Source organism: Hyphococcus sp. D3-15 (genome assembly GCF_055809375.1).
Genome location: NZ_CM147910.1, coordinates 1,921,195 through 1,942,544, shown reverse-complemented (window position 1 = coordinate 1,942,544; position 21,350 = coordinate 1,921,195). Strand labels below are relative to the sequence as shown.

The 21,350-nt window shown below is 60.8% G+C and carries 22 protein-coding genes; 7 read left to right on the top strand and 15 right to left on the bottom strand.

The window, feature by feature from the left end:
- Nucleotides 1–322 precede the first annotated feature (322 nt).
- Together AC0L8G_RS09650 and AC0L8G_RS09645 are read left to right on the top strand one after the other, a co-directional pair.
- Nucleotides 323–1,801, top strand: coding sequence for a sigma-54-dependent transcriptional regulator (locus tag AC0L8G_RS09650; RefSeq protein ID WP_473388627.1), 1,479 nt, complete (start codon nucleotides 323–325; stop codon nucleotides 1,799–1,801).
- Nucleotides 1,802–1,880: 79 nt separating this feature from the next.
- A complete protein-coding gene (locus tag AC0L8G_RS09645) occupies nucleotides 1,881–2,084 on the top strand; it encodes a hypothetical protein (protein ID WP_473388626.1) in 204 nt (67 codons plus the stop codon).
- A 7-nt stretch (nucleotides 2,085–2,091) separates the two neighbouring features.
- Here the strand turns inward: AC0L8G_RS09645 and hrpB are convergent, their stop codons facing one another.
- The 4 genes from hrpB to ykgO form a co-directional block, all read right to left on the bottom strand.
- Nucleotides 2,092–4,533: an ATP-dependent helicase HrpB gene (hrpB, locus tag AC0L8G_RS09640; RefSeq protein WP_473388624.1), complete on the bottom strand. Its 2,442-nt coding sequence runs from the start codon at nucleotides 4,531–4,533 to the stop codon at nucleotides 2,092–2,094.
- Between the two features lie 78 nt (nucleotides 4,534–4,611).
- Nucleotides 4,612–4,881, bottom strand: a complete 270-nt coding sequence (locus AC0L8G_RS09635; RefSeq protein ID WP_473388623.1) for a DUF2312 domain-containing protein — start codon at nucleotides 4,879–4,881, stop codon at nucleotides 4,612–4,614.
- A gap of 153 nt (nucleotides 4,882–5,034) precedes the next feature.
- Nucleotides 5,035–5,592 carry a tetratricopeptide repeat protein gene (locus AC0L8G_RS09630; RefSeq protein ID WP_473388622.1) on the bottom strand — a complete coding sequence of 186 codons (558 nt, stop codon included), beginning with the start codon at nucleotides 5,590–5,592 and terminating at the stop codon, nucleotides 5,035–5,037.
- A 58-nt stretch (nucleotides 5,593–5,650) separates the two neighbouring features.
- Entirely contained in the window at nucleotides 5,651–5,776 is a 126-nt protein-coding gene (ykgO, locus tag AC0L8G_RS09625) for a type B 50S ribosomal protein L36 (protein WP_104830315.1), read from the bottom strand.
- A gap of 218 nt (nucleotides 5,777–5,994) precedes the next feature.
- Here ykgO and AC0L8G_RS09620 point away from each other — a divergent pair, with 218 nt between their 5' ends.
- Entirely contained in the window at nucleotides 5,995–6,447 is a 453-nt protein-coding gene (locus AC0L8G_RS09620) for a pyridoxamine 5'-phosphate oxidase family protein (RefSeq protein WP_473388620.1), read from the top strand.
- On the opposite strand, the gene AC0L8G_RS09615 is transcribed toward AC0L8G_RS09620, so the two are convergent.
- Entirely contained in the window at nucleotides 6,444–6,602 is a 159-nt protein-coding gene (locus tag AC0L8G_RS09615) for a hypothetical protein (protein ID WP_473388619.1), read from the bottom strand. The two genes, AC0L8G_RS09620 and AC0L8G_RS09615, sit on opposite strands and share 4 nt — an antisense overlap.
- Before the next feature lie 273 nt (nucleotides 6,603–6,875).
- Here AC0L8G_RS09615 and AC0L8G_RS09610 point away from each other — a divergent pair, with 273 nt between their 5' ends.
- The gene (locus tag AC0L8G_RS09610) at nucleotides 6,876–7,577 is read left to right on the top strand and encodes a hypothetical protein (protein ID WP_473388618.1); all 702 of its coding nucleotides are present in this window, start codon (nucleotides 6,876–6,878) and stop codon (nucleotides 7,575–7,577) included.
- 147 nt (nucleotides 7,578–7,724) lie between these two features.
- The gene (locus AC0L8G_RS09605) at nucleotides 7,725–7,871 is read left to right on the top strand and encodes a hypothetical protein (RefSeq protein WP_473388616.1); all 147 of its coding nucleotides are present in this window, start codon (nucleotides 7,725–7,727) and stop codon (nucleotides 7,869–7,871) included.
- Here the strand turns inward: AC0L8G_RS09605 and AC0L8G_RS09600 are convergent.
- Nucleotides 7,861–8,304, bottom strand: coding sequence for a helix-turn-helix domain-containing protein (locus AC0L8G_RS09600; RefSeq protein WP_473388614.1), 444 nt, complete (start codon nucleotides 8,302–8,304; stop codon nucleotides 7,861–7,863). The genes AC0L8G_RS09605 and AC0L8G_RS09600 overlap by 11 nt on opposite strands.
- 75 nt (nucleotides 8,305–8,379) lie before the next feature.
- On the opposite strand from AC0L8G_RS09600, the gene AC0L8G_RS09595 reads away from it, so the two are divergent.
- Nucleotides 8,380–9,231 carry a class I SAM-dependent methyltransferase gene (locus tag AC0L8G_RS09595; RefSeq protein ID WP_473388613.1) on the top strand — a complete coding sequence of 284 codons (852 nt, stop codon included), beginning with the start codon at nucleotides 8,380–8,382 and terminating at the stop codon, nucleotides 9,229–9,231.
- 399 nt (nucleotides 9,232–9,630) lie between these two features.
- Here AC0L8G_RS09595 and pdeM read toward each other — a convergent pair whose 3' ends face one another.
- From pdeM to AC0L8G_RS09555, 8 genes are all read right to left on the bottom strand, one after another.
- Nucleotides 9,631–10,311 (bottom strand): ligase-associated DNA damage response endonuclease PdeM, encoded by a 681-nt coding sequence (gene pdeM, locus AC0L8G_RS09590; protein WP_473388612.1) that lies wholly within the window; start codon nucleotides 10,309–10,311, stop codon nucleotides 9,631–9,633.
- A 189-nt stretch (nucleotides 10,312–10,500) separates the two neighbouring features.
- Nucleotides 10,501–10,788: a GIY-YIG nuclease family protein gene (locus AC0L8G_RS09585; protein WP_473388610.1), complete on the bottom strand. Its 288-nt coding sequence runs from the start codon at nucleotides 10,786–10,788 to the stop codon at nucleotides 10,501–10,503.
- Between the two features lie 161 nt (nucleotides 10,789–10,949).
- Nucleotides 10,950–13,397 carry a ligase-associated DNA damage response DEXH box helicase gene (locus tag AC0L8G_RS09580; protein ID WP_473388609.1) on the bottom strand — a complete coding sequence of 816 codons (2,448 nt, stop codon included), beginning with the start codon at nucleotides 13,395–13,397 and terminating at the stop codon, nucleotides 10,950–10,952.
- Nucleotides 13,398–13,470: 73 nt separating this feature from the next.
- Complete coding sequence (locus AC0L8G_RS09575) at nucleotides 13,471–15,393, bottom strand: alpha/beta hydrolase family protein (protein WP_473388608.1); 1,923 nt, start codon at nucleotides 15,391–15,393, stop codon at nucleotides 13,471–13,473.
- Between the two features lie 286 nt (nucleotides 15,394–15,679).
- Nucleotides 15,680–17,371: a SulP family inorganic anion transporter gene (locus AC0L8G_RS09570; protein WP_473388607.1), complete on the bottom strand. Its 1,692-nt coding sequence runs from the start codon at nucleotides 17,369–17,371 to the stop codon at nucleotides 15,680–15,682.
- A 36-nt stretch (nucleotides 17,372–17,407) separates the two neighbouring features.
- Entirely contained in the window at nucleotides 17,408–18,073 is a 666-nt protein-coding gene (locus tag AC0L8G_RS09565; protein WP_473388606.1) for a carbonic anhydrase, read from the bottom strand.
- A 14-nt stretch (nucleotides 18,074–18,087) separates the two neighbouring features.
- Nucleotides 18,088–18,453: an ArsR/SmtB family transcription factor gene (locus AC0L8G_RS09560; RefSeq protein WP_473388604.1), complete on the bottom strand. Its 366-nt coding sequence runs from the start codon at nucleotides 18,451–18,453 to the stop codon at nucleotides 18,088–18,090.
- 272 nt (nucleotides 18,454–18,725) lie between these two features.
- Nucleotides 18,726–19,337: a urate hydroxylase PuuD gene (locus tag AC0L8G_RS09555; protein WP_473388603.1), complete on the bottom strand. Its 612-nt coding sequence runs from the start codon at nucleotides 19,335–19,337 to the stop codon at nucleotides 18,726–18,728.
- A gap of 202 nt (nucleotides 19,338–19,539) precedes the next feature.
- Between AC0L8G_RS09555 and AC0L8G_RS09550 the strand changes: the two genes are divergently transcribed.
- Nucleotides 19,540–20,028: a hypothetical protein gene (locus tag AC0L8G_RS09550; RefSeq protein WP_473388602.1), complete on the top strand. Its 489-nt coding sequence runs from the start codon at nucleotides 19,540–19,542 to the stop codon at nucleotides 20,026–20,028.
- A 9-nt stretch (nucleotides 20,029–20,037) separates the two neighbouring features.
- Here AC0L8G_RS09550 and AC0L8G_RS09545 read toward each other — a convergent pair whose 3' ends face one another.
- Nucleotides 20,038–21,012 carry a hypothetical protein gene (locus tag AC0L8G_RS09545; protein WP_473388600.1) on the bottom strand — a complete coding sequence of 325 codons (975 nt, stop codon included), beginning with the start codon at nucleotides 21,010–21,012 and terminating at the stop codon, nucleotides 20,038–20,040.
- Nucleotides 21,013–21,350 lie beyond the last annotated feature (338 nt).

Below are 21,350 nucleotides of genomic sequence, written 5' to 3'. Positions count from 1 at the left end.
AAGGCCTTGCAGCCCGCACCGGGGCGAGCGAGGCGCGCCGCCGGGGACGAGCATGAATGGGGAGCGATGAGCGGGGCTACGCGCCTCGCGCCCGCCACTCCTTTCGCCGGGAAAGCCGATGACGGAAGCCGCGCCCGCGCCATGACCGGCGCCCTGCCGCCTCGCGACGGCGAAGATGGTAAACGAGCCGTTAATCCGTAAACGAAGCATTACCGCCCGCCCGCGCAAATTCGTATCGTAATGACACGGGTTAAATCGATCTTTACCCGTCTGCGCCATTTTCCGTTGACGCAACATTACCTATCGGAAGGGTCCGCCACCCATGGTGAAAACGATTCTAGTCGTCGATGACGATCCCACCCAGCGCCGCCTGATGCGCGCTGTCTGCGAGAAAGCGGGATACCCTGTTTTACAGGCGGCGAATGGCGAAAGCGCCTTGTCGCTGCTGCAAAGCCAGCAAGGCGCGGATGTGGCGCTGATCATGCTCGATCTGCGCATGCCCGGGCTTGGCGGCATGGAAACCCTGAAGCGTGCAAAATCCTTCCGCGAAGATTTGCCGGTGATCGTGCTGACCGCACAAGGCGGCATCGACACGGTGGTTGAAGCGATGCAGTCGGGCGCGGCGGATTTCTTCGTCAAACCAGCCTCCCCCGAACGCGTCATCGTCTCGATCCAGAATGCGCTGAACCTGACGACGCTGAAGGGCGAAGTTTCACGGCTGAAGCGCAAGCGCGAAGGCGCTATGGGCTTTAAGGATCTGATCGGCGATTCCGGCGCGCTGCGTCATGTGATGCGGCTTGGCGAACGCGCCGCCGCCTCCAACATTCCGATCCTCATCACCGGCGAAAGCGGCACCGGCAAGGAAATGGTCGCCCGCGCCATTCAAGGCTCGTCCGAACGCGCCGGCCGCCCGTTCATTACGGTGAACTGCGGCGCGATTCCGGAAAATCTGGTGGAGAGCATTCTCTTCGGCCATGAAAAAGGCTCCTTCACCGGCGCCTCGGCGAAACATATCGGTAAATTTCAGGAAGCCGACACCGGCACCATCTTCCTCGACGAAGTGGGCGAACTGCCCGCCGACATGCAGGTGAAATTGCTGCGCGTGTTGCAGGAAGGCGAAGTCGATCCGATCGGCTCCAAACGTCCGACCAAAGTCGATGTGCGCGTCATCTCCGCGACCAATCGCGACCTCGCCGAAGAAGTGAAAGCCGGCCGCTTCCGCGAAGACCTGTTCTATCGTCTCAATGTGTTCCCGGTTGAAATTCCGGCGCTGCGCGACCGTCCCGAAGACATTCCTGCGCTGATCGATCATTTCATTCAGCGCTACAACGCCGAAGAGCGCCGCGACGTGCGCGGTGTCCGCCATGAAGTGCTGGAAGTGCTCGGCGCGTTTAAATGGCCGGGCAATGTGCGCCAGCTTGAAAACACGATCTTCCGCGCCGTGGTGCTGGCGGAAAGCGCATATCTCTCCGCCGAAGATTTCCCGCTCCTCGCCGATGAATTCGCGGCCGCCGGCATTGAAACCGGCCCGCCGCTGGTGGCGGAGTCAGAAGATGGCGAAGCGCCTGCGCTGCCGCGCGCATCCGCCCCCGCTTCGGGCGGCGGCGATGACGCCGTAGCGATCTTTGACCGCGAAGGTCATCTGCGCTCGCTGCAGGAAATTGAAAAAGACCTCATCGAGCTCGCCATCGACACCTATGAAGGCAAGATGTCGGAAGTCGCCCGCCGCCTCGGCATGGGCCGCTCGACGCTTTACCGCAAACTGCGCGAGCACGATCTCGAAATCAAACGCGCGAGTTAACAAGCGCGTCCGCAGGCTTGACGAAAACGAACAGGAAACGCCAAGATAACCCCGGGCCCAATCGGTCCGGGGTTTTTTTATGCTGCTCTATGCGCTGATCTTGATCGCCCTTGGCGGCGGCGTCGCCGGCTGGATGGGCTATAAGTCTGCGTCTTCGAAACGAGACATCACAGCGCGCATGAACGCCCGCAATCAATGGCTGAAAAGCCACGCGCTCGCCAGGGAAACAGACAAAGCCAAAACACGCTCGAACGAGGATGAGGAGAAAGAAATACGCGCTTGATGCGTCACTAATCCCCCTCCCTCGCCAGCCGCGCCTTGGTGCGGCCTTCATGCGGCTTAGCGGCGGCCGGGTCGTCGGGCCAGTCATGTTTCGGATAGCGCGCGCGCATATCCTTCGCCATATCGCGATAGCCGCCTTGCCAGAAACCGGCGAGGTCTTTCGTCACCGCAACCGGACGCCCAGCGGGCGACAAAAGGCTGAGCGTCACGGCCGTGTTGTTTGCGATCACCGGATGCGCGGAGGCGCCATAAAATTCCTGCACGCGTGCGCTCGCCGACGGTCCGCCTTCGGCAAGATAGTCGATCTCGATACGCCGCCCGCCCGGGATCTCAATGTTGCGTGGCGCCAGCTTGTCGACCAGCATGCGCTGATCCCATGTCAAAAGCCCAAGCAACGCCTCCATCGCCGCGCCGTCAGACGGTTTATCAAGGCTTGGCGGGTCGCCGAGCAAAGGAGCCAGCCATTGCTCCGCAGTTTCCAGCAGCGCTTCATCATCCGTAGGCGGAAGGTCGGCGCCGCTTTCGCGCGCAAAGGCGATGCGCGCCTGCATCTGGCGCACCGCCTCCGCAGCGGGCAACAGATCAAGCCCATAGTTGCGAAGCGCAACGACGAGCCCCGCCCGCGCCGCCTCGCCGCGCGGGCGCGCCAGCGGCGTTTCCGACAGAATGATGGCGCCGAGCGCGCGCACGCGCCGCGCTTTCAATGTTTTCGTTGCGGGATCGTAATCGGCGCGCTCTTCGTCTTGAACGCCGCCGAGGCTCAGCGCCTCCGCTTCGGTCAGTGGCGCAGCAAGCATGATGCGCTGGGTCTTCGCCGCGCCAGTCAACGCCGCCACCGCCAGCCAGGACTCGCCCGCGAGCGGGTCGGTTTCGTCAAGCCGCGCCTCACGACCAAGCGCCAGCAGATAGCGCCCGCGCGCGCCTGGCCTCGCTCGCGCGATCATGCCCGGCGTCGCGGCTGCGATAATGCGCCCGGCGTCTTTCGCCGCGCCTTCCCCTTTAGCCCCGCCAGCCCATCGCCCCGCCTGCGCTTTCAACACGCGCGCGCGCGGCGAAGTCTCCGTTCGGAACCGGCGCAACCGGTCGCGAATATCCGTAGACGGACCGCCCAGGCCCGGCTCGCTGGTCAGCGCGGCGATCTCCGCCGCCAGCACGCGATCTTTCGGTGTTTCAGCGCCGGCGATCATCGCAGCAAGATGCGGCGCCATGGGCAATCGCGCCATGTCGCGCCCCCGCGCGGTCAAGGCGCCGATTTCGTCCAGCGCACCGAGCGCACGCAACTGTTCCACCGCCGCCGCGTATCGCGCTTTCGGCGGCGCATCGACAAAACAAAGCCGTGACGGGTCGCGTTCACCCCATTCGGCGAGCGCAAGAGCCAGACCGGACAGGTCGCCTGCCATGATCTCCGGCTCGGGATGCGCGATCAGCCCGCGAGTCGCCGGTTCGTCCCAGAGACGATAACAGACGCCGGGTCCAAGGCGCCCGGCGCGGCCGCGCCGCTGATCCACATTTGCGAGCGAGGCCTTTCGCGTGACGAGTTCGCCAGCGCCGGATGCGGGATCGAACACCGCCAGGCGCGCGAGCCCCGCATCGATCACCGTCGACACACCCTCGATAGTCAGCGCGCTTTCGGCAATGTCCGTGGCGATGACGACTTTGCGCTTGCCCGCTGGCGCGGGCGAGACGGCGCGGTCCTGTTCGGCGGGAGAAAGCGCACCGAAAAGCGGCGCGACGACAATATCGCTGCTCAGATCCTCAAGGCGTTCCGCCGTGCGCAGGATTTCGCCGCGACCGGGGAGGAAAACCAGGATCGATCCGTCCTGATCGCGCAAGGCGCGCCGAATGGCGGCTGCAGCGCGATCTTCGACGCGCTTATCGCTGCGCCCGAGGTAAATCGTTTCAACCGGATATTGGCGCCCTTCGCTTTCAATCGCCGGCGCATCGATCTGCTGTGCAACGCGTTCGATATCGAGAGTCGCCGACATGACGACAACACGCAAATCCTCGCGCAACCCGCCTTGCGCATCGAGCGCGAGCGCCAGCCCGAGATCGGCGCTCAATGATCGCTCGTGAAACTCGTCAAAAAGCACCGCGCCGACCTTCGCCATTTCGGGGTCTTCGAGAATACGCCGGGTAAACAAGCCGTCCGTGACGACTTCAATGCGCGTTTCTGCGGAGGTGCGCCGGTCAACACGCGTCGACAGGCCAATGACGCCGCCGACTTTCTCGCCGATGGTCGCGGCCATGCGCTCCGCCGCCATGCGCGCCGCAATCCGGCGCGGTTCAAGCAGCAGGATGCGACGGCCTTCAAGCCAGGGCGCATCGAGTAGTTTTATGGGTAGTCGCGTCGACTTGCCGGCGCCGGGCGGCGCGGCAAGGACAAGCCGCGTTCCGGTTTCCAGCGCCGCGAGAATCTGCGGCGTCACCGCATCGATAGGCAACGTCGTCATGGCGAAAACCTTGCGAAAGCTTTCACCTGATAAACCTAGCGGCGGTCGAATTGAAGCCGCCGGAGGCCGGCAGCGCGATTATAAACGCTCGCCGAGGGCTTCCAGATACAGATCCAGCATGGCTTCCTGTTCCTGACGGTCAGCCTTTTCCATTTTGCGGATCTTCACCACCTGGCGCAGCGTCTTGACGTCGTAGCCCTCGCCTTTTGCTTCGGCGTAGACTTCCTTGATGTCGTTCAACACTGCGGCCTTGTCTTCTTCGAGCCGCTCGACCCGCTCGATGACAGAGCGCAGCCGATCCGCTGCTATGGTTGTTGCGCCTGCAACGTTTGCCGATCCGTCCGCCACTGATGTGCTCCTTCGGGTGTTTTAAAAAACCATCCGGGCACGGAGGATATACCCGCGCCATCGGGGACCCACAGGAATAGAAATGCTCGCGCAAAAGGCCAAGCGCGAACCGCTTCAATGGGGAAAATTAAATTTAGATTCCGGGGAAAAGTCCTAAATCTCTTGACCGTCGATCTCGCGGCGCAAGGTGCGCGCCTGACGGCGGGCGTATTCGTCATGGGGATTCCATTCCAGCGCCTTCTGGAACATCTCATAGGCGGCGCGGTCTTCCCCGCCGGAGAGCAGCAGCCCGGCCAGCGTCGTCCTGACTTCGAACTGGCGCGGCTCCAGCTCCAGCACTTTCGAGAAATCCTCGATCGCCCCGGCCTTGTCCTCCACCGTGAGCCGCACCGACCCGCGCAAAGCGTAGCCTTGGGCGAAATTCGGCGCGAGGCCGACAATATGGTCCAGCAAGGCCAGCGAAAGGTCGAAAGCGCCGTTATTGGCGGCGAGATTGGCCCGCTCGAACAACAGATCGACGGTGTCGCTCTGCGATTTCGACCAGATATCGACGATCCGGGCGACATTCTCCTCGGCCCGGCGCGCATCCCCCACCCGCAATTCCTCGAACAAGGCGTCGAGGCGCGGGTCGGTCTGGTCCGCCAAAGCGGGCCCGCCGGCGGTCAGCGCCGCCGTCAGCGTTAACAGGAAAATGCAAAAAGGCCTTCGCATGAGCGAAAGCCTAATCTGTAAACCCTTAAAAACCAAGGAAATTTGGCGTGAAGACGCGTTACGCCTGCTTCGCTTTGAAGCGGCGCTGGGTCTTGTTGATCACGTATACGCGGCCCTTGCGGCGCACCACGCGGCAGTCTTTGTGGCGGTTTTTCAAGGACTTGAGCGACGAACGGACTTTCATGACGGGCAGCTTTCAAGAGCGTTGGAGTGATATTGAGCGCCGGGAGATAAGCAAACCGGAGGCCCGTGTCAACATGCGATCTCGGGCCCGAAGGCCTTAAGCCGCGCCGAAAATCCGCGCCCAGAGGCGCAGTTTGATCCGCCGGTTGAGCCAAATCAAAGCCGCAGCTCAAAAAGGGCGCACTCTCCCCCCGGAACCAACCCGTGGGGAGACTTCTTATGGACAAGGACCTCGAAACCCTGATTCTGGATTTGCTGGCCAAACACCGGATCATGACCATCGCCACGCTTCGCCCCGATGGCTGGCCGCAGGCGACGACGGTCGGCTATTCGAGTGACGGGATGACGATCTATTTTCTTTGCGGTCAGGGCAGCCAGAAGGCCGAGAACCTCGCCAGGGATGATCGCGTCTCGGTGACGATCGACAGCGATACGGATCAGGTGATGGACATTAAAGGCTTGTCCATGGCCGCGCGCGCCGCGCGCATTTCCGACCCGGACGAAGGACAAAGAGCGATCACCCTTTTGTTCTCGCGCTATCCCGAACAGAAAAACATTCCCTTTGAGGCGCCGGCGCCCGCCGATGTCGCGCTGTTCCGCCTGACGCCGAAAGTCATCTCCGTGCTCGATTACACGAAGGGCTTTGCGCATACGGATCTCGTCACGCTTTAGGCGCGCGCCTGCGTCGCCTGGGGCGCCATCCAATAGCGCCCCATCCACGCATAAACCTTGTCATTAGCGATGCGGCGTTCCGGAACAAATTGCGGCGGGCGATCCAGCTCAAGATCGCAGTGACGCAGTGTTGTGTTCCCGTCCTTTGCCGGCATGACCACCCTTGGAGATGTCGCCTGAGATGTCTCGTTCCTGGATGAAGGGTCAGGCGCCGTCTGTGCGGGGCGCTGCGGATGTGCTTGGGGTGAGCACGAACACGGTTCTAAAATACACGAAGGACGGGCGCCATTGTCGAAGGGCCCGCCTCTGGCGATCAGAGGTCTTGGGTCGGTGCTTGCCGCAACATTCAGCCTCATGGGAGGACTTTGTTTCTTCCCATCGCTTTCACGGCAGTTTCGGCTGCCGGAAATTTCTGTTAAGGGGGCTGCATGACCAAACACATAGTCATAATTGGCTTCCCGAAATGCGGCACCACGGCGTTAATGAGAGCGTTTGAGGGACGAGATGACTGTGCGGTTCTGAGGATGCCGACAGGTGAGATCGAGTATGCGTGGCCGGAGATAAAATCTGGCGACGTGGATTTTCCGACCGGGTATGTCGTCCATAAATTTGTGAATTACGTTTACGACGCCGAGGCGCTGCAGTGGATGGCGGCCAATCTGGAGGGCGCGCTTTTTGTGTTGTGCCTGCGGGATCCGGCCAAGGCGTTGGTGTCATGGTGGCGGATGCACCAGAGCCTTGCGAGGTCAGGGAGAAATCCGAAGCATCCTGTTTATTTGAAGCGTAAGTTTTTCGCGCATTGCACGGTCGATCAGTATTTTGAGCGGCAGGACAACCGCCTGGATTACCCGAAATTCATTGCAAATGCTGTGTCTACCTTTCCGCGAGACCGCCTTGTTGTAATCGAGCAGGAGGCCATGGCGAAGAACATTGACGCCGCTGCGAATTTTCTGCTGCGCCGGTATGATGATGCGTCGGCGGAATTTGCGCCTGATACCGTTGATTTGCACGTTGGCCGCGCGGATAAAGACGCCGTGGTCATTGGCCCGTCAATCGCGGCTGAGCTAAAGCGTCGCCGTGATGAGGCGATGAGATTGATCGAAACATCTGGCGTCATGTACATCGATTAGGGAGGCGGTATGCAACCCTGGACAGCGCGATAACCTTGCGCTTCCAGCATCATTGCTTCCACACTTTTTGAAAGTTTAAGCGGAGTTTGCGCGGCCCGCGCCACCCGCATCGCTGACCCGGACGAAGGACAAAGAGCGATCACCCTTTTGTTCTCACGCTATCCCGAACAGAAAAACATTCCCTTCGAGGCGCCGGCGCCCGCCGATGTCGCGCTGTTCCGCCTGACGCCGAAAGTCATCTCCGTACTCGATTACACGAAGGGCTTTGCGCATACGGATCTCGTCACGCTTTAGGCGCGCGCCTGCGGCGCCGTCCCTTGTCGTCGGGCGCAATCGCGCCGGCGGTCGCCGCGCGCAACAAGCGGCGGAAGCTCGGGCATTCCATGTGGCTCGGCGCGGTGCAGGCCGCCGCATGACGCAGGCCGTCGCGCATGGCGGTCAGCTTGCGGATCGTCGCGTCCAGCTCCCCGGCCTTTGCGGCGAGCATTGTCCGGTCGATCTGCGGCCCGCCATCGGGAGCAAACATCCGCGCAATCTCGTCGAGAGAGAAACCGGCGGCGCGCCCCAGCGCGATCAGCCCGAGCCGTTCCAAGACATTCGCATCAAACATCCGGCGCAACCCGCGCCGCCCCGTCGAGGCGATCAGCCCTTTCTCCTCGTAAAATCGCAAGGTCGAGGCGGGAAGCCCGGAACGGCGCGCCACCTCTGCAATATCAAGCTCGCCCACCCTCTTGACCTCAAGTTGACTTGAAGTGGCAGAGTGCGTCCCGCCCCCATGGAACGCAACAAAAAGGAAACCCCGATGACCGTCCAACCGGCTCCCCAGAACGACCAGCACGCAATCTGGAACGGCCCATCCGGCGCGGGCTGGGTCGCCGCCCAGTCCATGCTCGACGCCATGTTCAAGCCTTTCGAAGACCAGCTCCGCCAGGCCGCAGCCGCCGCCGGTGCGCAGGACGTGCTCGAAGTCGGCTGCGGCACAGGCGCCGTCACGCTCGCCATCGCCGAAGCGCTGGCGCCAACCGGGCGCTGCACCGGCGTCGACATTTCCGAGCCGATGCTCGCCCGCGCCCGCAGCCGCGCCGAACACGCGCATGCTGAGGCGACTTTCCTTTGCGCCGACGCGGGAACATACGCCTTCGAGCCCGCGCGTTTCGACATGATCGCATCGCGCTTTGGCGTGATGTTCTTCGATGATGCCGAAAGCGCCTTCGCCAATCTGCGCCGCGCGGCGAAGCCCGGCGCCGCGCTGCATATGATTGTGTGGCGCAGCCCGGCGGATAATCCCTACATGACGACCGCCGAACGCGCAGCGGCGCCGCTGCTTCCCGATATGCCGCCCCGCCGCCCCGACGCGCCCGGACAATTCGCCTTCGCCGATCCCGTGCGCGTCAACGCCATTCTCGACAAGAGCGGCTGGACGGATATCGACATCGCACCAAACGATGTCGCCTGCGCGATCTCTGAAAGCGACCTCGATTTGTATCTCAGCCGCCTCGGACCGGTCGGCGCGTTCATGCAGACCATGGAAGCATCGCGCGCCGCCAAAATCCTCGCGACTATACGCAAGGCGTTCGAGCCCTTCCTCAAGGATGGCGAGGTTCGCTTCACCGCCGCCTGCTGGACCGTAACGGCGCGGGCGCCGGCGCCTTAGCGCTACACCGCCAGCGCAATACAGGACGTGCGCCCGCCGGCCCCGCCCCTTCGCGCGCCAAGATCTCGCCGCGCGCGAAGGGGCTGAGACGGCCCATTTTCCTTCAAGGCGCGATCCAGACGGTAACGACCGGGGACGCGCCAATCCTTCACAATGTCAATCAGCTTGACCGGACCGGCGCATGACGCCGCCCTGCCTGACGCTGGAAGAGCCTTTTGGGTGTTGCGCCGCCCTTGAAGGTCTGGCGCCATGGGGCAAGGCCGCATGCCAACGCGAGATGCATGATAAGGCCTGCCCGGAAGACGGGGATAACTACGCACCGAATGCGGGTTTGGTGAAAGAATTCATCATTTCTGATGAATTTTTCAAAGATCGATTCCCGTTATTGGGGCGCCGGTTTTACGCTCTTGCGCGCGCGCCGCCTTGCGTGTCCGGCGCAAGATTTTCGCCGGCGATCGGATAGACGCCATCGGCGCCCATCACCCAGGCGACCGGGTTCGCGAATAACGGCGCGTAAGCGTCATCGAGAATATTGAGCCCGCCCGTATAGGCGCCCATGGCCGGCATGATCATTCTGTCATCGCCAACCGCGAAACAGCGGCGGCGCAAGGTGCGCCCTTCGCTGACGACGCGGGCGCAAGGGTGAAGATGCCCGGCGATCTCGCCTTTTACACGATTGTGCGCCGCGCCTTCAGTCGGCTCATGCACGAAGGTCAGCGCGCCAATCTGAACGGTCTTTTCCGTCGCCGCTGCAAAGCGCGCAGGCGGTTCCGGGTCATGATTGCCGAGCACCCACAGCCAGTCCGCCTCGCCCATTAGCGCCGCGAGGTTTTGCGCATCGTCCTCATCCATGCGGGTCTCAGCGTCTTCATCATGGAACGCATCGCCCAGCGACAGGACGCGTTTGGGTTTATATTTCCGGATCAGCGCCGCAATGCGCATTAGCGTCGTACGGGTGTCGTAAGGCGGCAGCATCACCCCGCGCGCCGCGAAGCTCGATCCCTTCTCGAAATGCAGATCGGAAACGATGAGCATCTCCTCACGCGCCCAATAGACCGCGCCGAGGGGGTCGGGGGTCAAGGCTTCGCCATTGAGAAGGATCGCATGCATGAGGCAAAGATGACGGATTTCTGAGAAGAAGAAAAGATATCCCTATGCACTCCACACACGCAGCAGTCTGACATGCGGCTGCGCAGATGTGGGACGCACAGCCTCTACTTCCATGGGTCCCGGGTTCGGCCTCCGGCCACCCCGGGATGACAAACCACTCTATCTGTTCAATGTGAAGTAAAGATCGTCCCAATCTGGATTCATGCCTTCAATCAGATCGATCTTCCATTGCCGTCGCCATTTTTTCAGTCGCTTTTCGCTAGCAATGGCGTCATTCACATCATCGAACTGTTCATAATAGACGAGACGCGTAACTCTATATTTGCTGGTGAAAGCGGACCCGCGCCCTTCCTTGTGGGCGAATACTCTTTCGCCGAGATTATTCGTAACGCCGACATAAAGCGTACCATTTCTTTTGCTCGCCAATATGTAGACAAAATACGGCATGAGACGAGCTTGCGGGAAAATCCCTCCCCTGTCATCCCGTGTGCTGCGCGGCATGACATGACGCGCTGCTAACACGGGACCCATGACTTAAAGTGAGATGGGTCCCGCATCTGCGCAGCAGCATTTCATGCTGCAGCGCGTGCGGGATGACAGCGGCGGGATCAGACCGCCTCCCCCATCGCGGTCGCAATCAGATCGTCGGACGCGGCTTTCAACATTTCTTCCGACGCGGATTTCGCGACGCTTTCGCGGCCGATCTCCAGCATCACCGGCACGGCGAGAGGCGAGACGCGATCCAAAGGCGCATGCACCACCCTTCCCTTTGCCCGTGTCAGCATCGCCTGCAAGCGCGCAATATCCATGAAGCCGCCTGCGGCATCGTCCCACGCCGCGCGCAGCAGCAAATGATCCGGCTCATGTTCGCGCAGCACATCATAAATAAGATCAGCGGAGAAAGAGACTTGCCGTCCGGTTTTCTCCTGTCCCGGATATTTCTTTTCGATGAGGCCGGCGATAATCGCGCAATTCCTGAAAGTGCGTTTCATCACCGTCGCTTCCGCCGTCCAAGCTTCCAGATCGTCGCCAAGCATGTCTTCGTCAAACAGCGCCGCCATGTCTACATCGCTCATATCCTGACGCGACCACACGGACAGCGCATATTCCGTCGGCACGAAACCGATCGGCTGTTTGCCGAGACGTTCAAGCCGGCGCGTCACCAGCATGCCGAGCGTCTGATGCGCCAGCCAGCCCTCAAACGGATAGCAGACCAGAAAATACCGGCCCTGATAGGGAAAGCTTTCCACCAGCAATTCGTCGGGCTTTGGAATATGCGCAACCTCGCGCTGCTTTTCGAGCCAGTCGCGCAATTGTTCGGGATAGGCGCTCCAGCCTTCCACATCATAGAGCATCTGGCGCACGCGGCTCGCGAGATAGGTCGACCACGGAAATTTATTGCCGCCCCATGATGGGAGTTTCGGCGATTCATGCGTTGTTCGCGTCACCAGCGCGTCATTGCCGTCAATGCGTTCCAGCCGCAGCACCTCGCCGGCGAAGAAAAACGCGTCGCCGATATTGATGGTTTCGAAAAACCATTCCTCCGCCTTGCCGAGCCGTCTTCCCGGGCGCTTCGGGCCGCGCGCGCTTGCAAGGCGGATATTGAGTTCCGCCGCCGCGGTGATGGTGCCCACATTCATTTTATATTGCTGCACCGCGCGTTTGTCGCGAACGCGATAGGCGCCGTCCGCCTGTTTCACGATGCGGCGATAGCGGTCATAGCGTTTCAGCGCATAACCGCCGGTCGCGACAAACTCCACCGCATCGTCAAACGCCTTGCGCGGCAGGTCGGCATAGGGCGAGGCCGTCCGAATTTCCTTATACAGATCATCGGCGCGGAACGGTTCGGCGCAGGCCATGCCGAGAATATGCTGCGCCAACACGTCAAGCGTTCCTTTGCGCGGCGGTTCGCCGTCCAGCGCGCCCTCCTCTATCGCCTGTTTCGCGGCGATGCATTCGAGCACCTCCATGCGGTTCGCCGGGGCCAGTAGCGCGCGCGAAGGTTCGTTCATGCGGTGATTGGCGCGGCCAATGCGCTGGGTCAGGCGCGATGCGCCTTTCGGCGCGCCCATCTGGATGACGAGATCCACATCGCCCCAGTCAATGCCGAGATCGAGCGTCGAAGTGCAGACGACCGCGCGTAAATCGCCCCTTGTCATCGCCGCTTCGACCTTGCGGCGCCGGTCGACCTCTAGCGAACCGTGATGCAAGGCGATGGGCAGATTGTCGTCATTGAGTTTCCACAGCGACGCGAAGGTGATCTCCGCCTGGCTGCGCGTATTGACGAAAACAAGCGTCAGTTTCGCCTGTTTGATCTGCTCATAGACTTCCTGAAAGGCGTGCCGCCCCGTATGCCCCGACCAGGGGATGCGCTCCTCAGACATCAGCACATCGACTTGCGGCGTGGCGCCGGGCGCGCCGCGAATAAGTTTTGCCGAACGCGCGCCCTCCACATGTTGCGGCGTCAGATAATCGATCAACGGCCGGGCGTCCGGCACCGTCGCCGACAGGCCGGAAAACCGAACCCCCGGCGCCAGCGCGCGCAATCTTGCAAGCGCAAGCGATAATAAATGCCCCCGCTTGTTCGGGATCAGCGCATGCAATTCATCGAGAATGACGCGCTTCAGCCCGCTGAAATAGACGCGCGCATCGGGCGCCGCGATCAGGATCGACAGGCTTTCCGGCGTCGTCATCAAAATGTCTGGCGGTTTGTATTTCTGGCGCTGCCGCCTTGCGGCGGGCGTATCGCCGGTGCGCGTCTCGATGGAAATATCGAGCCCCATTTCCGCCACCGGGGTTTCCACATTGCGGGCGATATCGACGGCGAGCGCCTTTAGCGGCGAAATATAAAGCGTGTGAAGCTTGCCTTTTTCGGCTTGCGGGCGCGCATCAAGCTCTACAAGGCTCGGCAGGAACCCGGCCAGCGTCTTGCCGCCGCCGGTGGGCGCGATCAACAGATAGGACAGCCCCTCGCGGTCCGCCGCGAGACAGTCAAGCTGATGGGCGCGCGCCGCCCAGCCGCGCGATGCGAACCAGTCGATGAATTTCGGCGGCAAAGCCTTCGCTGAGATGGAGCTGTCTGACGGCACAGCGTCAATATAATGACGGCTGCGGTTTCGTCACCCAGCTTTAATTTGCGGCGGCGACAGCCTCGCCCGCGCCGAGATGGCGGGACACAAAGCCATCCAGCGCATGCAAGGTCTCCAGACGCATTTCACGGGTGGTGAGCCAGTGATCGCCGCCCCTGACCTTGATGTATTCCACGTCCTTGCCGGCGCTCTCGAGCGCCCGGCGCATGATCTGGCTTTGACGTTCAGGCACAACCGTATCGTCATTGCCATGGATCAACAGCACCGGTGCGGTGAACGCTTCGGCGTAATTCGCCGGTGAAATTTCTTCGAGCTTGTCGCGCTCCGCCTTGCGATCACCAATCAGCTTGTTCCAGTAAGCGACAACCCAGCTATCTTTTCCGTAGTCCCGCCGCTCATCGAGCAGCATGCGCGGCAGGTCAGCGACCGGCGCAAAGGCGCCGACGCATTTGTAGAGTTCCGGCGTGAAGGCGCCGCCGGCAAGCGCCGCATAGCCGCCATAGCTAGCGCCGATAATGCAAATCCGTTCCGGGTCTGCGATGCCGGCGCCAATCACGGCTTTTGTTGCGTCGGTGACGTCATGCTGCATGACGCCGCGTCCCCATTCGCCATAGCCTTCCGACTCAAACGCAGCGCCAAACCCGCTCGAACCGCGGAAATTCGGCTGCACCACAACATAGCCGCGGCTGGCGAAAAACTGCGCCATCCAGTCGAAGCCGATCGAGTCATAACTCGACGGCCCGCCATGGGGCATGATGATAGTCGGGTGCTTGCCCTTCAACTCTGCGCCAGGCGGCGCTGTCAGGATCGCGGAAATCTGTTTCCCGTCCCGCGCCTTGTAATACATGGTCTGGACCGAGCCGATATCCTCATCTGAGATGTCGGCGTAAGCGCCGCCGAAGCGTCGCATTTGCCGCTTCTCAACATCGAACAGGTAATAGGCCGGCGCCGCCGCGCCGCCGCTGACATACATGACGAAATGAGAAAAATCGGCGGTCCAGTCAGTGATGTCCACCGCCGCATCGGGGAAATGAGCCTGAACGGAAGCGACAAGATGGGTCAGTTGCGGGTCGAAGAATTCATAGGTCGATGCAAGCCCGGAATATTCCACCCCATAGACGACGCGATTGCCGCTGGTGATAACCCGCTCCACATCGGCGTCGGGATTTGAAAATAACGGTTCGGAGAATTTTCCGTCCGGCGTTAGCGCGACAATGACTTCGCGGTCTGACTCTTTCGGCGTTAAGGAAACAATCAGCGCAGAACCGTCGGGCTTGACGCCAAGGAGCGACTTTCGCGGTATCTCCACAGACTCTTCAAAGATTTTCCGGTCCTCCCCATCCTCATAAAACCAGATGGAATAGAGATTTTTCTTTTCGTCATGCTCCTCACGGGCGATGAGGTCGCCGTTCTCGCCAACCAGCCAGTCCATGGTGTCATGATTGCCATGCTCGTGCCGCCGGGCGAGACCGCTCTCCAGGCTGACACGCAGAAGATCTAATGGCGGGTCTTCGTTTGACCCCATATAGGCCGGCATGAATACATAGTCGGTGCCTTCCAGCCGACCGAAAATGCGGCCCAGCCCGCCTTGCGCCGGATACAGATCATCTTCGTTACGCAATAATTGCCTGATGCGCCCCGTGTCATAGTTCCACGAAAACGCCGCCGAATACTCAAATTCGCCGCGATAGCCCCGGATGTTTGTCGTTTCGGACGCGCGCAAAATGACGTATTCATCTGACACGAAATAAAGCCCGCGGGTTTTGACTTTTTCTGTATTGAGCCCGGCGAGATATTCGCTTTTGGCGAGGTCATAAAGCGTCGCCAGCTCACGCTCGCCATCATCTTGAAGGAAAGCGACTTTAGATCCGTCAGGCGAGATCGCCAGGGACCGCATATATGGCATGCCGCCATATGCCTCGAGCGGCGGCTGCGCGGAAACCGGCGCCGCTGCGAGCGACAATATCGCCGCTGCTACACATGAAATTAGTCGCAAAACAGATGCCCCTATGCCTGCATCATCAAGTTTCGCCGCAAGACCTCGGCGAAGTCAAGAAAAGCATTTCGGCGCACTAATTACGCCTCGCTGGGGGCCTCGTGCAGTCATCGGCAAGCATCCCGGCGGCATGGTTCGCCGCCGCCGGGATGCTTGCCGACTGCCGGAAGGACGAATCTATCTGTCCTAAAAAAGAGAGCCGGCGCCTGTGTTCCGCAACACGCGCCGGCTCCCGTCGACATCGTCGCTGATGCTACGCCGACGCCGTTGAGGCGGCGCCGCCTTTGGGCGCTTCGTGTTCCGCTTGCTGCGATGTGGTTTCTGCGACCGCAACGCGCAAAGCTTCGATGCGCGTGTTGTAACAGGTGTCTGCTGGCAGGCAGTGATCGGCGTTCAGGCCGACCAGCACGCTGCGCACGGAATCGCAAATCCCTGTCACATAGACGGTCTTGTTCGCCTGACGCGCATCACAGGCGATGGTCTCCACCGCCCGCGCGGCTGATACGTCAAGAAACGGAAGCCGGGAAAAGTCGAGCACGATGGCGCTTGCATGTTCTTTCGAACGCTCACGCACATGGTGGCCGAGATCGGCGGCGGCGCCGAAGCTCAGCGGGCCGCCAAACTCGAACAACATCACCCGGCCATTGGCGCGAGCCAGCAAGTCCCGCTCTTCCTGTGTCGCCAGCGCCGGCTCTCCGGCGCGGAAATGGGCAAGCTGGTCGTCCGCCATTTTCTTGACGAAAGCGAGCGCCGCAAGAACAACGCCCACCGCAACCGCCGTGATCAGGTCCACGAAAACCGTCAGCCCGAGCACAAGCGCCATCAGCGCGAGATCCCAGCGCGGACCTTTATGGGCGCGTTTGAGATAGGCAATGTCGACAATGTCATAGCCGACCTTGACCAAAATGCCGGCCAGCACCGCATGCGGGATCTGCGCGGCGAGCGGGGCCAGGCTGATGACGACAATGACGAGAAACACCGCATGCAGCATGCCCGAGATACGCGTGGCGCCGCCGGAGCGGATATTGACGACAGTGCGCATGGTGGCGCCGGCGCCGGGGATTGCGCCGAACAGGCCGGCGACAGTATTGCCGATCCCCTGCCCGATCAGCTCGCGATCGGAATTGTGCCGCGTGCGGGTCATGTTGTCGGCGACCAGCGAGGTCAACAGACTGTCAATGGCGCCAAGCACCGCGAGAATGAGCGCCGCCTCAAACACGATCAGGAAACTGTCCTGCGAAAAGGACGGCATGACGAAGGACGGCAGGCCGGTCGGAATATCGCCGAGAATGGGCGCGCCCTTGATCACGAAACTCATCAGCGTACCGATGATCAGCGCGGCGAGCGCGCCGGGCACGAATTTGGCCCATGATTTCGGCCAGGAGAAGATGATCGCGAGCGTCGCCGCGCCGATCGAAAGCGCCGCGAAATTGGGGTCCATGACAGCGCCAGGAATCGCGGTGAGCGCCGGTATGGTGCCGCCGCCTTCAGGCTCATGCCCGAATAGTCGCGATAATTGCAGGGCAATGATGATGCAGCCGATGCCGCTCATGAAACCGGATATCACCGGATAGGGAACGAGCCGGATATATTGGCCGAGCCGGAACACGCCGAACAGGACCTGCAGGACCCCGGCGAGCACGACGGCGGCGAACACCAAAGACGGGTTGTCGCTAAGCGTCGCGTAAACGCCCGCAAAAACCACCACCATTGGACCGGTGGGGCCGGATACCTGCGCGCCTGTGCCGCCGAACATGGCTGCAAAAAAGCCGACAAAAATGGCGCCCCATAGACCCGCAATGGGCCCGGCGCCGGACGCTTCGCCAAAGGCGAGCGCCAGGGGTAGCGCGACAATCCCGGCGGTCAGTCCGCCGAAAATGTCGCCCCGCAAATTAGACATGTCAAAAAAAGCCGCGCGCTTCATGGAAGCGTCGTTCGTCGCCATGATAGTTCTCCAGAATGTAAAGTGATGAAATCCGCGTTACGCGGCGCAACCGCCGGTAACCAGCTTCGCCATCTCGGATGCGTAGCGCACATCGACGGGCAGGAACTTGTCCTGCTTCTCATCATACGCGCTGACGCCGCCGGTCTTGATGTCGTAGACCCAGCCATGCAGTTGCACATCGTCTTTCGCCAGGCGCATGGCGACTTTCGGATGCGTCTTCAAATGCTGAAGCTGGAGGATGACATTCTGCTCAAGCAGCATGTGCATCCGCTTTTCGTCGCTGAGATTTTCGCCAAGCGCATTGACGATCTCCACCGCCGCCGCCGAATAGCCAAGCCATTCCTTGACATGGGGAAGCCCGACCAGCGACGCCGGATTGAGCGCGCCTTTCATGGCGCCGCATTCAGTGTGACCGCAGATAACGATATGCGGGACTTTAAGCGCCGCAACCGCAAACTCGATCGATGCGGTGATGCCGCCAGTATGGCTGGTGTGAGGCGGAACGATATTGCCGGCGTTGCGAACGATAAAAAGATCGCCAGGTTCTGTCTGGGTGATCATCGCGGTTTCAACACGACTGTCTGAACATGCGATAAACAGCGCTTCCGGTTCCTGTCCTTTGCTCAGCTTTTCGAACAGGTCTTTCTTTTCCGGATAGACTTCGTTTTGAAAACGAACCACGCCAGCGGCGAAACGGGGCATTTTATTTTTCTCCATCATGGGGTTACGGGCTTCTCGGGCGCCGACCACAGGCGCCGCGCCTGATTAATGCTGGACTTGGCCGGGCCCGCCATGCGGCCCTCGACAAAATCCAGTCCGTCAACAATCCATCCGGCGATTTCCGGTTGGATCAGATGGTAGAAATGATGACGTCCGTCACGCCGTTCCTCCGCAAGGCGGTGCGCTCTCAGCAAAGCCAGATGCTGGGATACGCGCGCGCCCGGCAGGTCAAGCGCTTCGGCAAGCGTGTTCACGTCTTTTTCTCCGGAACGCAGCTCCTCGATCAGCCGGATGCGATCCGGATGAGCAATGACCTTGAAGATCTCGGCCAGTTCTTTTGCAACGAATTGACGGCCCGGCATTTCATTTCTCCATTCGCGCAGCGGGCGGAAAACCATGCCTTATAGCACAAATCCCGCCTTACGCGCATCTACATATCTGCGCATTCATGAAGATATATAGACTTGCGGCCATGTGGGGCCTCCGTGGCGGGGTTCAAGGGCCGCCCAGGTCGATTTTGACGATTTTGTCGATTTTTTGCGTTTAACAAAAAAAACGGCGGGGTCTCCCCCGCCGTTTCTCAATTCCGCCCGTCCGGCAAGGCCCCTGAAAGCCTTCGCCAGCCGGTATCGCCTTAGATGTTCTGCGCGCTCACCATCGCCCACAGCATCGGGATCGACAGCAAGGTGTTTGTCCGTGAGAACAGCATTGCCTTCTTGCCCGCGGCCGCTTTCGCGTCGGCGGCGAGGTCGGGATATTGGTTGTTTATGTTCAGCGCCTTTTGCTGGTTCGGCCAGATAATGAACCAGACATTGAACCACATGATGATGCCGAACCACATGCCGATGCCGAGCAACACATGCATGCGCACGGCGAAACCATCAACCGCGCCGAGGGTCAGCACTTGCACGATATATCCGTTCAGCGCCGCAAGAATGAGCCCGGTGACAATCGTCGACATGGCGCCCCAGCGGAACCAGAACAGCGCCTTTGGCGCGATATGTTTGCCCACCGCCGGCTTTTGCTCGTCGGGGATCGACGGCATCAGCGGGATCTGCACGAAGTTGAAATACCATAACAGGCCGATCCACATCACGCCGGACAGCACATGCAGATAGCGGAACAAAAAGCTCCAGTAAGCAGGCCCGAAGGAGCCGCCCATCGCCGCGTAAATGACCACCAACAGCAGGGCGAGAACAAACCCCGCAATCACCGTATTTCGTAAATTCGAAAGTAAAGCCGCCATCAGCCCGTCTCCTGTTGTCGTATGTTTTTTGATTACGCTACCGGCTCGCCGAACCAATCCGGCCGCGCAGTTTTGCACGAATGCCGCTGATTCCAACGCATTAGAGCGCGAATCGGGGGTCTCGCGCAATAAACGGTTTTCCGGCGCCCTTTGAAGTGCTTATATTCCGTTCGCAGACGAGCTCACTGGGGAGGGCTGTCCAATGAAGGGTCGATATTTTCTCGCGGCGATCATTTTGTTCGCAACTGCGGAATCAATAGTCTCAACAGCGCCCGCGCTGGCGCCGCTGCGGTTCGGCCAGGAAAAACCCGGCGGCACGCTCGGGCAGCAGGCGGTGGCGCTTTGGCCCCTCTTTGAAAAGACCGCCTCCGCCCTCGATCGCAGCGTCTCCACGGCGCAACGCCATGATGACAGCCAGCTTAGCCGGGACGAGTTACGGGCGATGATTACGTTGAAATTGCGCTTGCGCGAATTGGCGACGCGGCAGGTGCTGACCCGCGCCGAACTCGCCAGCATTTCAGCAGAGACAGAAAAAGCGCAACAATTGGCGCGCGACGGCCGCCTGTTAAACCGGTTTTTGGGATTTCATCAGCAGGCCAATAAATTAAGCGCGACGCTGACCCGCATCATGGCCATGATGGATGCAACCGACACGTCGAGCATTCGCAAGGACGGCGAAGCCGCCGGTTGACCCGGTTGATTACTTTTCGAGCTTCACGCCGCCCACATAGATGGTCCCGCCGCCATGTCTTGTGATGCGGCCATTGGCGCTGTCGAGATGCACTTCCGCCGAGCCGTAAAGCGTCAGCTCCGGCTGGGTCGCGGCGCCGCGAAAATACACGCCGCCCGAACCATCGATAAAGGCGCGCAGCTTGTCGGCGCGGCCGCTTTTGATCGCCAGCGCGCCTGAACCGGCGATACGCGCTTTCACCGGCCCGTCCATCCGGGTCGCGCGCACCAGGCCCGAGCCTGCAATCGACACATCGAGCATGCCGTCAATATCGCCCAGCACCACATCGCCAGGTCCGGCGATGTCCACATCCACGATCGACGCATTGCCGGCGCGCACATCCGCATCGCCGGAAACATCGATCTCAAGGCCGCCTGCCACATTGCCGATGACCAGACGCGAGCCATGGACGACGCCGATCACCGCTTCTTCCAGATCGCTGGTTTCGCCATAGACGTAACAGGCGTCGAGCTTCAGCGAGCCGGCAAGGCGTTCCATAGAGAGCTTGATGCGCGCATCGATGAACTCAACATCGCCCTCATAGGGCATCAGGATTTCAAGGGTCGGATGCACGGCGAAAAAATCTTCATCGACCGGTTCGCCCGTCGTTAGCTTTCGGCCTTCGCGCGGATGCGAGGTTCGGGTGATGCGCCGGTTGCAGCAATCGAGCCCGTCTTCGTCTTTCACGGCTTCGCCGGAAATCACGAGGACCCCGTCCTTGTCTTCAAGTTTCACCGGCACATAGGACTTGCCCTGCCGGATCGCGATGTCGATCTCGTCGCCGCTGGTTGTCTTGATATTGACGGTTCCGGCAAAGTCCCGAATTGACACAGCGCTTAGCGCATATGTCTCAGCCTGCGCCGCGCCGCTCAGCGCCGCCGTCATTCCAGCCGCCAGCGCCGCCGCGCCCGCCATCGCTGATTTCCACGTTAATTCCGCCCTCATCGCCTCACCCTCGCGCAAGCGCCGCCGCCGACTCTTTCACTGCGGCGTAGTGTGGGGAGCAAATTTCGCGCCGCCGCTTGGTTTCAGGAGGATTTGCGCACCTGTTGCGCCTGATGCGGATCATCTTTGCCCTATCACGCTGGTTTGAATCGCCCGCCCATGGCGCCCCTAACCGGATGCACATATTTGACGATTTAAATTCGCAGCGGGGCGCTGGCTAATTGTGGCCGTTTTGTGACATGATGCTGGGCGGCGACAAGGGCGGGCTTTGCCAAATCGACGGGCCGCGCGCGTCAACGAGCCTAACCGGCCCCGCTTGGGGCCCAACCAAGAAGATT